At 48.8% G+C, this 12,696-nt stretch carries 12 protein-coding genes; 11 read left to right on the top strand and 1 reads right to left on the bottom strand.

Translation table 11 applies throughout. The features are described from left to right. Nucleotides 1-671 (bottom strand): trehalose operon repressor (gene treR / locus WBV27_RS04250; protein WP_424199715.1); only part of this gene is annotated, 671 nt, incomplete at its 3' end. 380 nt (nucleotides 672-1,051) lie between these two features. Between treR and purE the strand changes: the two genes are divergently transcribed. The 11 genes from purE to purH form a co-directional block, all read left to right on the top strand. Then, entirely contained in the window at nucleotides 1,052-1,540 is a 489-nt protein-coding gene (gene purE, locus WBV27_RS04245; RefSeq protein WP_119092472.1) for a 5-(carboxyamino)imidazole ribonucleotide mutase, read from the top strand. Further along, nucleotides 1,524-2,666, top strand: a complete 1,143-nt coding sequence (gene purK / locus WBV27_RS04240) for a 5-(carboxyamino)imidazole ribonucleotide synthase (protein ID WP_424199713.1) — start codon at nucleotides 1,524-1,526, stop codon at nucleotides 2,664-2,666. Before purE ends, purK begins: the two co-directional genes overlap by 17 nt. A 1-nt stretch (nucleotide 2,667) precedes the next feature. Then, complete coding sequence (gene purB, locus WBV27_RS04235) at nucleotides 2,668-3,966, top strand: adenylosuccinate lyase (RefSeq protein ID WP_086986327.1); 1,299 nt, start codon at nucleotides 2,668-2,670, stop codon at nucleotides 3,964-3,966. 192 nt (nucleotides 3,967-4,158) lie between these two features. Then, nucleotides 4,159-4,869 (top strand): phosphoribosylaminoimidazolesuccinocarboxamide synthase, encoded by a 711-nt coding sequence (purC, locus tag WBV27_RS04230; protein WP_424199710.1) that lies wholly within the window; start codon nucleotides 4,159-4,161, stop codon nucleotides 4,867-4,869. Nucleotides 4,870-4,940: 71 nt separating this feature from the next. Next, nucleotides 4,941-5,192, top strand: a complete 252-nt coding sequence (gene purS, locus WBV27_RS04225) for a phosphoribosylformylglycinamidine synthase subunit PurS (RefSeq protein ID WP_068562113.1) — start codon at nucleotides 4,941-4,943, stop codon at nucleotides 5,190-5,192. After that, the gene (gene purQ / locus WBV27_RS04220; protein ID WP_086628702.1) at nucleotides 5,192-5,872 is read left to right on the top strand and encodes a phosphoribosylformylglycinamidine synthase subunit PurQ; all 681 of its coding nucleotides are present in this window, start codon (nucleotides 5,192-5,194) and stop codon (nucleotides 5,870-5,872) included. The genes purS and purQ overlap by 1 nt, the downstream gene beginning before the upstream one ends. Further along, complete coding sequence (gene purL / locus WBV27_RS04215; RefSeq protein ID WP_424199708.1) at nucleotides 5,872-8,100, top strand: phosphoribosylformylglycinamidine synthase subunit PurL; 2,229 nt, start codon at nucleotides 5,872-5,874, stop codon at nucleotides 8,098-8,100. Before purQ ends, purL begins: the two co-directional genes overlap by 1 nt. Then, complete coding sequence (purF, locus tag WBV27_RS04210; RefSeq protein WP_086628700.1) at nucleotides 8,076-9,536, top strand: amidophosphoribosyltransferase; 1,461 nt, start codon at nucleotides 8,076-8,078, stop codon at nucleotides 9,534-9,536. The genes purL and purF overlap by 25 nt, the downstream gene beginning before the upstream one ends. Continuing rightward, on the top strand, nucleotides 9,536-10,585 hold the full coding sequence (gene purM / locus WBV27_RS04205; RefSeq protein ID WP_119092476.1) for a phosphoribosylformylglycinamidine cyclo-ligase: 1,050 nt from the start codon (nucleotides 9,536-9,538) through the stop codon (nucleotides 10,583-10,585). The genes purF and purM overlap by 1 nt, the downstream gene beginning before the upstream one ends. Beyond that, a complete protein-coding gene (gene purN / locus WBV27_RS04200; RefSeq protein WP_424199705.1) occupies nucleotides 10,582-11,154 on the top strand; it encodes a phosphoribosylglycinamide formyltransferase in 573 nt (190 codons plus the stop codon). Before purM ends, purN begins: the two co-directional genes overlap by 4 nt. A gap of 88 nt (nucleotides 11,155-11,242) precedes the next feature. Beyond that, on the top strand, nucleotides 11,243-12,696 hold a 1,454-nt coding region (gene purH / locus WBV27_RS04195; protein ID WP_424199703.1), incomplete at its 3' end, for a bifunctional phosphoribosylaminoimidazolecarboxamide formyltransferase/IMP cyclohydrolase.

Genomic DNA, 12,696 nt, shown 5'->3' with positions numbered 1-12,696 from the left:
TCCAGACGATGGCGCGACTCTGTGTACTGGAACAGACGGGTGTCTTCCAGATAGACTTCACTCTTGACGACGACGACGTGTGTGTCATCCTTCAGATCCATCAGCTTGTGATCTTCCCGTGTCGCCGCCTCTACGACGAATTCCTTTTTGGCATAAGCGATATTCAGGCCCAATTCATTCTCCAAGTACGCATAGATCGAATTTTCGGCAGCTTCGGAAGGGATCTGTTCGATGATGTCATGGAAGAGGTAGTCCTTATCCATGATGACGACTTCCCCGGCAATCTTCCGCAACCGGATGAGGGAAATCACTTCTCGGCCGGGATCCACCTTCAGATCTTCAGCCAGGAATTCCGGAATGGTCTCGAGCTTATTCTTGATGACGATCGTTTCATTCGGGATCTGCTGGGAATCCTGCAGCTCTTTGAAACTGGTCAGCCCGGAAACGGGGAAGTTGAACCGTCGGATGTCCAGTACGATCGAACCTTTGCCCTGCTTCTTCTGGATATAGCCACCTTCCAGCAACAGCGCCAAAGCCTTTCTGATTGTTTCCCGTGAAACCTTATAATGGTCCGAAAGGGTCTTTTCGCTGGGCAACAGGGATCCGGTTTCGAATTCTGCATGCTCAATTTTTTTTCTCAAATCCATATAGATATCGAAGAATTTATTCATGATCATCGAGCCTCCTGTGAGTGGATGGGTTTGTTGGAAATAAAATAAGTAAGTTGAAAGAAAACATATTTAATAATATTATTCCATTTTATTCTATAGGATTAAAACAGAAATAAAAAGGAAATCAGTAATTTTTTAGTTTGGAAGGGTTTGCATATGGTTATTTTATCATATTATTGCCATTTATGGGGCGGAAGAGTTGATTTTTGAATAAAAAAAGCGGCGTTTTTTTAATGCAAACTTCGGGTATCCATTCTCCGGATTGGAATCAAAACAGATTATTTCCGAACGAAAACACCAATTGTTACCAAAAACGTTTGGAATAATGAGAGATGATGTGCTATATTAAAAATGAAAAATTGATAATGGGGGAAAAATGGATGAATACGATTGTTTCTGTCGTAATGGGTAGTACTTCTGACTGGGAAACTATGAAAGAAGCTTGCTTGATACTGGATGAATTCGGCATCGCTTATGAAAAGAAGGTCGTTTCGGCTCACCGGACACCGGATCTGATGTTCACCTTTGCTGAACAAGCACGGGCTGCGGGAACGAAAGTCATCATTGCCGGCGCAGGCGGCGCAGCGCACCTTCCGGGTATGATCGCTGCGAAAACGACGCTTCCGGTCATCGGTGTTCCAGTCCAATCGCGCGCATTGAGCGGCATGGATTCTTTGTTGTCCATCGTCCAGATGCCCGGCGGTGTTCCGGTTGCGACGGTAGCCATCGGCAAAGCAGGGGCAATCAATGCCGGTCTGCTTGCGGTGCAAATCCTTTCGATCGAAAATCAAGATTTGGCCGATCAATTGGAAAAGAGACGTGAAGATTTAAAACAAAAAGTATTGGAAAGCAGTGAAGACCTTGTATAAAGTACTGAAACCAAATGACGTAATCGGCATCATCGGCGGGGGGCAATTAGGGCGCATGCTGGCTCAGTCTGCGAAGCGGATGGGATTCACCGTCGGGATTTTGGATCCGGGCGAAAATTGCCCAGCAGCCCAAGTAGCGGATTGGCACATCCAGGCGGCATACGCTGACGCGGTGGCATTGCGTGAACTGGCTGAAAAATCCGATGTCGTGACATTCGAATTTGAGAATATCGATGCGGCAGCGCTGCAGGAAGTGGAAACACTGTCCAGCATTCCGCAAGGCAGCGGAATTTTGACGATTACGCAAGACCGCATCAAGGAGAAGGAATTCCTTCAATCCGCCGGGGTATCGATTGCGCAATTCGCAGTAGTTGAAAATGCGGAACAACTGGATGCGGCCATCGCCAAAATCGGCTATCCGAGTGTTTTAAAAACGACCCGTTTCGGGTATGATGGTAAGGGACAGGTTGTCCTGAAATCGGAAGCGGATAAAGAAGAAGCCATGAAGTTGGCGGCGGACAGCATCTGCGTTTTGGAGGCTTGGGTTCCTTTCACCAAAGAGCTTTCGGTCATGATCGTACGCAACCAAAAAGGCGAAGCTACAGTATTCCCGGTTTCCGAAAATATCCACATCAATAATATTCTGCACGAATCGATTGTGCCGGCCCGCGTCACAGCTGCGGTAGCCGAAAAAGCAAACAAAGCAGCCCACCAGATTGCCGATGCGCTTCAATTGGTGGGTACGCTTGGCATCGAAATGTTCCTGGCAGCGGATGACACGATCTTCATCAATGAGTTGGCGCCGCGTCCGCATAATTCGGGCCATTACACAATCGAAGCAATGAACGTTTCCCAATTTGATGCCCATATCCAAGCAGTCGCCGGATTGCCGATGCCGACAGCGCGGCAATTGTCGCCTGCCATCATGGTCAATATCCTTGGACAGCATATGGAAGGCACGATCGCGCTGCGGGAAGAAAAAGCGGATTGGTCTTTCCATTACTACGGCAAAGCGGAATCACGCACAGACAGAAAAATGGGACATATCACCATTTTGACGGATGATCAAGAAGCAACCTTAAAAGAAATAGACAACACCCGAATCTGGAACGGAGGAACAATTTAAAATGATTACACGTTATACACGCCCTGAGATGGCTGAGGTTTGGTCCGAATACAATCGTTACAAATGCTGGTTGGAGGTCGAAATCCTGGCTGATGAAGCTTGGGCTGCCTTAGGCGAAATCCCTGCGGAAGACGTGGCTAAAATCCGCGCGAATGCAACTTTTGACATCGACCGTATCCTTGAAATCGAAAAAGAGACCAGACATGATGTAGTGGCGTTCACACGCGCCGTTTCCGAATCGCTGGGAGAAGAAAGAAAATGGGTCCACTATGGCCTTACGAGTACCGATGTGGTCGATACTGCCTACGGTTACCAATTGAAACAAGCCAATGATATCCTGCGCAAGGATCTGCAGAACATGCTGGAAATCATCGGCGAAAAAGCGAAAGAACACAAAAAGACTGTCTGCATGGGCCGTACGCACGGTGTACATGCGGAACCTACGACATTCGGATTGAAACTGGCTACCATGTATTCGGAAATGAAACGCAACATCGAGCGTTTTGAACACGCAGCTAAAGGCGTTGAAGCAGGGAAAATCAGCGGGGCTGTTGGGACTTTCGCAAACATCCCGCCATTCGTTGAGGAGTACGTCTGCGAAAAATTGGGCACAAGACCGCAAGAAATTTCGACGCAGGTTCTGCCGCGCGATCTGCATGCCGAATATATGGCAACGATCGCTCTGATTGCGACAAGCATCGAACGCTTCGCTACTGAAATCCGTGGACTGCAGAAATCGGAAACCCGTGAAGTGGAAGAATTCTTCGCGAAGGGCCAAAAAGGTTCTTCAGCTATGCCGCACAAACGCAACCCGATCGGTTCCGAAAATATGGTAGGCCTTGCGCGCGTCATCCGCGGCTACATGGTCACTGCTTACGAGAATGTAGGCTTATGGCATGAACGCGACATTTCCCACTCTTCAGCGGAACGGATCATCCTGCCGGACGCAACGACATTGTTGAACTACCAATTGAACCGTTTTGCGAACATCATCAAGAACTTGACAGTGTTCCCTGAGAATATGCTCCGCAACATGAATGCGACTTTCGGCTTGATCTATAGCCAACGCGTTCTGTTGAAATTGATCGACAAAGGCATGAGCCGTGAAGAAGCTTATGACTTGGTACAGCCGAAGACTGCCCTCTCATGGGATAATCAGACCGATTTCCGTCCATTGGTGGAAGCGGACGAAGTCATTATGGCAAAATTAACGAAAGAAGACATCGCTGATGCCTTCAACTATAACTATCACTTGAGTCACGTCGACGAAGTATTCGAAAGACTTGGTTTAGGCGACTGATGGAAAGGCTGGGACTACGGTTCCGGCCTTTTTCTGTACACCGGATGCCTTGGAAACAGTGAAGAAAAACCGGAATTTATTTCAATTTTCATGAAAATCCCATTGACAAGCGGGTGGCAGATGATACAATATAAACGAATGAATAAGGCGTTTATACAAATTAATGTTCGGATTTAGAAAGGGACGGGAACGATGGAAAGAAAAGAATTGCTTTATACTGGGAAAGCTAAAAAGATGTACGCTACAGATCAGGAAAATGTCCTTTGGGCAGAATACCTAAATCAAGCTACCGCATTAAACGGCGTAAAGAAGGACACTATCGAGGGCAAAGGCAGACTCAACAACCAGATCACCGGCCGTATCTTCGAGTATCTGGCTGAAAAGGGTATCGCGAGCCATTACATCCAAGAACTATCAGAAACCGAACAATCAGTAAAAAGAGTCAATATGTTTCCATTGGAAGTGGTTGTCCGTAATGTATCCGCAGGAAGCTTCGCGAAACGCTTCGGCATGGAGGAAGGCATCGATTTGCCGTTCCCTGTTTTGGAGTTCTATTACAAAGACGATGCGCTCAACGATCCTTTCATCAACGATGCCCATGTACAAGTTCTGGGAGCGGCAACTGAAGAAGAAGTTGCGGAAATCAAGAAGCAAGCGCTGAAGATCAATGGAGCCTTGATCGAGATGTTCAAGGCAATCGGCATCCGCCTGATCGATTTCAAAATCGAATTCGGCAAGACTGCTGAGGGAGAAATCATCCTGGCTGATGAAATCTCACCTGATACATGCCGCCTTTGGGATATCGAAACGAACGAACACTTGGATAAAGACATCTACCGCCGTGACTTGGGAGATCTGATCCCAGTCTACGTGGAAGTGCTGGACCGCCTGAACAAAATGTAAGCCATCCGAATGCAACCAACGAATAAACAAAAAAACAAAAAAATAAAAAAACAAAAGCGAGGAATTTGGACATGTATAAAGTAACCGTGTATGTAACGTATAAAGACTCAGTATTGGATCCGCAAGGGGAAGCCGTGAAGGGTGCCGTCCACCGTATGGGCTACCCGACAATCGAAGATATCCGCATCGGAAAATATTTTGAAATCCAAGTCTCCAAAGATGAAGAGAACGTTGAACAAGTCATCGAAGAGATCTGCGACAAGTTGCTGGCTAACGTGGTTATGGAAACTTACCGTTATGAAATCCAGGAGGTTGAAGCTTAATGAAATTCGCTGTCATCGTTTTTCCTGGATCTAACTGTGATTTAGATATGTATGCAGCCATTAAAGATATTCTTGGAGAAGATGCAGAGTATGTGCAACATTATGAAACAAGCCTTGAAGGTTTCGATGCTGTCCTATTGCCCGGCGGATTCACTTATGGCGATTACTTGCGTACAGGTGCGATTGCCCGCTTTGCAAACATCATGAGCGAAGTTGTTCGTTTCGCTGAAGAAGGCAAGCCTGTATTCGGCACTTGCAACGGATTCCAGATTTTGGCTGAAGCCGGCTTATTGCCTGGTGCTTTGCGCCGCAATGACACATTGAAGTTCGTCTGCAAACCGCAGGATCTTAAAGTCGTGAATGCCGATACGCAATTCACTTCCCTCTATAAAGAAGGCGAAATCATCTCTGTTCCGATCGCGCATGGTGAAGGAAACTACTTCTGCGATGCAGAGACTTTGGCGGACCTGAAAGCCAATAACCAAATCGTATTCACTTATGCCAACGGCAACCCGAACGGAAGCATCGAAGACATCGCCGGCATCATCAACAAAAAAGGCAACGTCCTAGGCATGATGCCTCACCCGGAGCGTGCTGTCGAAGCTTTACTGGGATCAGCGGACGGCCTGCGCCTGTTCCAATCCATGGTTGAAAATTATAAGAAGGAGCTGAACAAATAATGGCATTTTTAGAACCAACGCCAGAACAAGTAAAAGAATCCAAAATTTATCGTGAATGGGGTCTGACAGACGAAGAGTACGGCACAATCTGCGATAAAATTTTGCATCGTTTGCCGAATTATACTGAAGCTGGCCTGTTTGCCGTTATGTGGAGCGAACACTGTTCTTATAAAAATTCAAAACCAGTCCTGAGAAAATTCCCTACTACCGGCCCGCAAGTATTGCAAGGACCTGGTGAAGGCGCTGGTATCGTGGATATCGGCGACGGCCAAGCTGTCGTTTTCAAAGCGGAAAGCCACAACCACCCATCAGCTATCGAGCCTTATGAAGGCGCAGCTACCGGTGTTGGCGGAATCATCCGTGACATCTTCAGCATGGGCGCACGCCCAATTGCGATCCTGGACTCTTTGCGTTTCGGCGAATTGGACAATGAGCGCACGAAACACATCTTCGAAGAAGTCGTTGCCGGCATCAGCGGTTACGGCAACTGTATCGGCATCCCGACTGTCGGCGGCGAAACGGTATTCGACCCTTGCTACAGAGGCAATCCGTTAGTCAACGCAATGTGCGTCGGCTTGATCGATCAAAAAGATATGCAAAAAGGTCAAGCTGCCGGAGTCGGCAACTCGATCATGTACGTGGGTGCAAAAACAGGCCGCGATGGTATCCATGGTGCCACTTTCGCTTCCGAAGAATTCAAGGAAGAGGAAGAAGCTCAACGTTCGGCTGTCCAAGTCGGCGATCCGTTCATGGAAAAATTATTGATGGAAGCTTGTTTGGAATGCATTTATGACTACTCCGACGCTTTGGTTGGTATCCAGGACATGGGTGCTGCCGGATTGGTCTCTTCAAGCTCGGAAATGGCTTCAAAAGCAGGCAGCGGCTTGTTGTTGAACCTTGATGACGTTCCGCAGCGCGAAACAGAAATGACACCTTACGAAATGATGCTTTCCGAGTCGCAGGAGCGTATGCTGTTGTGCATCAAGAAGGGCGAAGAGCAACGCATCGTCGACCTATTCAAAAAATATGAATTGGATGCAGTCGTGATCGGTGAAGTTACCGATGATGGCATGTACCGTCTATCCCATGCAGGCAAAGTGGTGGCTGAACTTCCGGTTGATGCTTTGGCTGAAGACGCACCGGTCTACTACAAACCGACTGCAGTGCCTGCCCGCATCGCTGAATTCGCAGCTATGGAAGATTACAAACCTGTCTTCACATCAGCGCAGGATACATTAGTGGCTTTATTGCAACAAGCGACGCTGGCTTCCAAGAAGAGCGTCTATGATACATATGATTCCATGGTCCGCACCAGCACGGTCGTAGGCCCAGGAAGCGATGCTGCAGTCGTCCGCGTCCGCGGCACCAAAAAAGCGATCGCAATGACAACGGACTGCAACGGCCGTTACCTGTATTTGAATCCGGAAATCGGCGGACAGATCGCTGTCGCTGAAGCTGCCCGCAACATCGTTGCCAGCGGCGGAAAACCATTGGCGATCACAGACTGCTTGAACTACGGAAATCCTGATAAGCCAGAAATTTTCTGGGAATTAAGCACTTCCGCAGACGGTATCTCTGAAGCTTGCCGCCAATTGGATACGCCTGTCATCTCAGGGAACGTTTCCCTTTACAATGAAACCGACGGCGTGGCCGTTTATCCGACACCGATGATCGGTATGGTCGGCTTGATCGAGGATCTTGCGCACATCACTACGCAAGCCTTCAAAACTGCAGGCGACCGCATTATCCTGATCGGCGATACAAAAGCTGACTTCAACGGTTCCGAACTGCAAAAAATGGAATTGGGCAAAATCGAAGGAAAACTGATGGACTTTGACTTGGCTGTCGAAAAAGAGAACCAAGCGAATGTGCTGAAAGCAATCAAAGCTGGTCTGATCGCAAGCGCGCATGACTTATCAGAAGGCGGCTTGGCTGTCGGCTTGATGGAGAGCGTCTTTGACACTGGCCTAGGTTTTGACGTAACGGTTGCCATGGATAAAACGTTGTTGTTCAGCGAAACGCAATCACGCTTCATCCTGACCGTGAAACCTGAAAATGTTGCCGCTGTGGAAGCGATCTTCGGATCAGCTGCTGCACAAATCGGAACAGTGACTGCTGACGCTGTCGCAAAAATCGCTGCCGAGAACGAAACAATCAATTTAGACGTGAAAGAAGTACAAACGAAATGGGAGGAGGCTATTCCATGCTTGCTGAAACAAAAAGCTTAAACGAAGAATGTGGCGTATTCGGCATTTGGGGAGACGACAATGCCAGCCAGTTGACTTACTTCGGTTTGCACAGCTTGCAGCACCGCGGACAAGAGGGTGCAGGGATAGTTTCATGTGATGAAGGGAAATTGTTGGTGCACCGCAATCTTGGTCTGATCAGCGAAGTCTTCAAAGACGGAAATGATCTGCAGAGGTTGACCGGAAACCGTGCCATCGGGCATGTGCGTTACTCCACTTCCGGACAGAACAGCATCGAAAATGTGCAGCCGTTTTTGTACCATTTCTATGATATGGACATCGCCATTTGCCACAACGGCAACTTGGTGAATGCCAAATCATTACGCCGCAATCTTGAGGAAAATGGCGCCATCTTCCATTCGACTTCGGATACGGAAGTTCTGATGCATCTGATCAGACGCAGCCAGAAAGACAGCTTGATCGAAAAGATTAAAGAGAGCTTGAATCAGGTTAAGGGCGGCTTCACTTATATCCTTTTGACCGAAGAGAAAATGTTCGGTGCCGTCGATCCGAATTCATTCCGTCCGCTTGTCATCGGCCAATTGCCGAATGGCGCGTATGTGATGGCCAGCGAAACGTGTGCCATCGATACGATCGGCGCTGATTTTGTCCGCAACGTCAACGCCGGCGAACTGGCGATCATTGACGACAACGGCTTGACGATCGAAAAATATACCGACGATACAACCATCTCCATCGCTGCGATGGAGTATATCTACTTCGCGCGTCCGGATTCCAATATTGCCGGCGTGAATGTGCATACTGCGCGCAAGCGGATGGGAACGCGTTTAGCCATCGAAGCACCTGCAGTGACAGCCGATATCGTCATCGGTGTGCCCAACTCTTCCTTGTCCGCAGCGAGCGGATTCGCGGAAGAAAGCGGAACGCCTTACGAAATGGGACTGATCAAGAATCAATATGTCGGACGTACGTTCATCCAACCGACGCAGGAGCTGCGCGAATTGGGCGTAAAAATGAAGTTGTCCGCCGTAAAAGGCGTCGTCCAAGGCAAGAGCGTCGTCATGGTGGATGATTCCATCGTGCGCGGGACGACCAGCAAACGCATCGTGACTTTATTGAAAGAAGCGGGAGCCAAAGAAGTGCATGTCCGCATCTCTTCTCCGCCTTTGATCTACCCAAGTTTTTACGGCATCGACATCAGCAAGTCAGCCGAACTGATCGCCGCTAAAATGACCGTAGATGAAATCTGTGAATACATCGGTGCGGACAGCTTGTCTTTCCTTAGCCAAGAGGGTCTGATCGATTCAATCGGTTTGAAATTTGATATGCCGTATTCTGGCTTGTGCATGGACAGCTTCAACGGGGACTACCCGACTGGGCTCTATGACTATGAAGCGGATTACGTGAACAATATGACAGCTATCCAAAAAGAGAATCTAAAGGGAGGACAAGTTTGATGGAAAACGCATATGCAAAAGCGGGTGTGGATGTCACAGCCGGTTATGAAACAGTAAGCCGCATCAAGAAACACATCGACCGCACAAAACGTCCAGGCGTTTTTGGCGAAGTCGGCGGATTCGGCGGAAACTTTGACCTTTCTGAATTGAACTACAAAAAACCTGTGCTTGTATCGGGTACGGACGGTGTCGGCACGAAGCTGATGCTGGCCATCGAAGCCGGAAAATTCGATACGATCGGGATCGATTGTGTCGCAATGTGCGTCAACGATGTCGTAGCGCAAGGTGCAGAACCTCTTTATTTCTTGGATTATGTAGCTGTCGGTAAAAACCGTCCGGAAAAATTGGAGCAGATCGTTGCTGGCGTAGCTGAAGGCTGCGTCCAAGCCGGAGCTGCCCTGATCGGCGGAGAAACAGCTGAAATGCCCGATATGTACGATCCGGAAGATTTCGATTTGGCTGGATTTACGGTAGGGATTGCGGAAAAAGATGCTTTGTTGACACCTGCATTGATCAAAGAAGGGGATGTGTTGGTTGGATTGCCTTCGTCAGGCATCCACTCGAACGGCTACTCCTTGGTGCGCAAAATCTTCTTCAAGGACAATGACTACAAATTGGCCGACAAGGTTGAAGGCATCGAAGACCAAGAATTGGGCGACGTTTTATTGACGCCTACAAGAATCTACGTGAATGCTCTATTGCCGTTGATCAAAAAACAGCTGCTGCATGGCGTTGCCCACATCACAGGCGGCGGCTTCGTCGAAAACGTGCCGCGCATGCTTCCTGAGAACGTCCAAGCGGAAATCAAATTAGGCAGCTGGCCTGTCTTGCCGATCTTCCAAGTGATGGAAAAAATCGGCAAGATTCCGGCTCTTGAAATGTACGAAATCTTCAACATGGGCATCGGCATGGTGCTGGCAATCGCTCCCGAAAACTTAACGGAAGCGCTCGGCGTTCTGACCGAGAATGATGAAAAAGCATACGTGATCGGATCTGTGGCTGCAAAAACATCAGAAAAAGAGGTTATCCTGAAAGAGGCTCAAGCATGAGGATAGCTGTCTTTGCTTCAGGAAACGGCTCGAATTTTCAAGCCATCGCCGAAGCCATCGCGTCAGGCGAAGTGGATGCGACGATCGCTTTCCTGTTCTGCGACAAGCCGAAAGCATATGCGATCGAGCGCGCCAAACAATACAATATCCCGGTGATCTCCTTTACGCCGAAAGGCTTCGAGGATCGGGTCGCCTACGAAAATGAAATTTTGAAGCATTTGGCTGAGGAGAAGGTCGACTTGGTTGTCTTGGCCGGCTATATGCGGATCGTTGGACCGACTTTGCTATCGGCCTACGCCGACCGCATCGTCAACATCCACCCGTCCTTGCTGCCGGATTTCCCGGGTCGGCATGGCATCCAGGACGCTTTCGAAGCAGGCGTTCCGGATACCGGCGTCACTGTCCATTTCGTTGATGAAGGGGTCGATACCGGCCCAATCATCGCCCAAGAAAAAGTGGCGATCCTTCCGGAGGATACGCTGGAGACTTTGGAGACCCGTATCCATCAAGTGGAGCACCGGATTTTCCCGCAAGTGATCCAGCAATTGGCTCAAAAGAATAAAGGCTAACAAAATGGATGAGGACTCCGCGCTTGCGGAAGTCCTTCCTTTTGTTAAAACCGCATTAATCCATCATAAATTTAAGGAGTGACACACAGTGACAAGAGCATTGATCAGTGTTTCAGATAAAACAGGCGTTGTAGCATTTGCGCAGGCACTAGCAGCAAAAGGAATCGAAATCATCTCAACTGGCGGAACGAAGAAGGCTTTGGAAGAGGCAGGCGTACCGACTATTTCCGTAGAGGATGTAACCGGCTTTCCTGAAATGATGGACGGCCGCGTAAAAACGTTGCATCCACTGATCCATGGCGGACTTTTGGGCCGACGTGATCTTGCGGACCATATGCAAGCCATGAAAGAGCACAATATTGCACCGATCGATTTCGTTGTCGTCAACCTTTACCCGTTCAAAGAAACGATCAGCAAAAACGATGTGACTTTGGCTGATGCCATCGAAAACATCGACATCGGCGGCCCAAGCATGCTCCGCAGCGCGGCTAAGAACTACGCAAGCGTAACTGTTTTGACCGATCCGATCGACTATGCAAAAGTCCTTGCCGAATTGGAAGCTGCAGGCGAAACGACTTTCGAGACGCGCCAAGCTTTGGCTGCAAAAGTGTTCCGTCATACAGCCAGCTATGATGCTTTGATCGCGCAATATTTGACTAATGTGGTCGGCGAAACCGAACCTGAAAAATTGACAGTGACTTATGATCTGAAACAGAGCCTGCGTTACGGAGAAAACGGCCATCAAACCGCGACTTTCTACCAAGAACCGTTGGCTGTGCCGTTCTCGATCGCTAGTGCGGTCCAATTGCACGGAAAAGAATTGTCCTACAACAACATCAAAGATGCTGATGCAGCTATCCGTATCGCCCGCGAATTTGACGAGCCGGCTGTGGTTGCCGTTAAGCACATGAATCCATGCGGCGTCGGTATCGCAGACGACATCGATGCAGCCTTCGATCGTTGCTATGCAGCTGATCCTGTCTCCATCTTCGGTGGCATTGTGGTTGCGAACCGTCCTTTGGATGTGGCGACTGCCGAAAAACTGAACAGCATGTTCCTGGAAATCGTTCTGGCGCCAAGCTATACGGAAGAGGCTCTAGCCATTTTATTCAAGAAGAAAAATGTCCGTATCATGACTTTGGATTTCTCGGCTGCAAAAGCAGGCGGAAAAGAATTTGTCTCCGTATTGGGCGGCATGTTGGAACAGACGCAAGACATCAACACAGAAGACGTGCCTGCTAATTGGGAAGTCATGACCGAACGTCAACCGACTGAAGACGAAATGAAAGCAATGGATTTCGCCTGGAAAGTTGTTAAACACGTGAAGAGCAATGCCATCGTATTGGCAAACAGCAAACAGACAGTCGGCATCGGCGCAGGCCAGATGAACCGTGTCGGATCCGTCAAAATCGCAATCGAGCAAGCTGAAGCGGCCAACGCCATCGAAGGCGCTGTATTGGCGAGTGATGCTTTCTTCCCGATGAACGACAGCGTGGAATATGCTGCCAAACACGGCATCAAAGCGATCGTTCAACCAGGCGG

The organism is Trichococcus sp., from assembly GCF_049589555.1.
Taxonomy (GTDB): domain Bacteria; phylum Bacillota; class Bacilli; order Lactobacillales; family Aerococcaceae; genus Trichococcus.
Note: the sequence above shows the minus strand (reverse complement) of the source record. Positions and strands in the feature narration are given on the sequence as shown.

Bases quoted from the DNA above. Each gene is read 5' to 3' on its own strand.
- purN (WP_424199705.1), top strand. From the start codon at position 10,582: ATGAGGATAGCTGTCTTTGCTTCAGGAAACGGCTCGAATTTTCAAGCC.
- purF (WP_086628700.1), top strand. From the start codon at position 8,076: ATGCTTGCTGAAACAAAAAGCTTAAACGAAGAATGTGGCGTATTCGGC.
- purS (WP_068562113.1), top strand. From the start codon at position 4,941: ATGTATAAAGTAACCGTGTATGTAACGTATAAAGACTCAGTATTGGAT.
- purL (WP_424199708.1), top strand. From the start codon at position 5,872: ATGGCATTTTTAGAACCAACGCCAGAACAAGTAAAAGAATCCAAAATT.
- purM (WP_119092476.1), top strand. From the start codon at position 9,536: ATGGAAAACGCATATGCAAAAGCGGGTGTGGATGTCACAGCCGGTTAT.
- purQ (WP_086628702.1), top strand. From the start codon at position 5,192: ATGAAATTCGCTGTCATCGTTTTTCCTGGATCTAACTGTGATTTAGAT.
- purC (WP_424199710.1), top strand. From the start codon at position 4,159: ATGGAAAGAAAAGAATTGCTTTATACTGGGAAAGCTAAAAAGATGTAC.
- purB (WP_086986327.1), top strand. From the start codon at position 2,668: ATGATTACACGTTATACACGCCCTGAGATGGCTGAGGTTTGGTCCGAA.
- purE (WP_119092472.1), top strand. From the start codon at position 1,052: ATGAATACGATTGTTTCTGTCGTAATGGGTAGTACTTCTGACTGGGAA.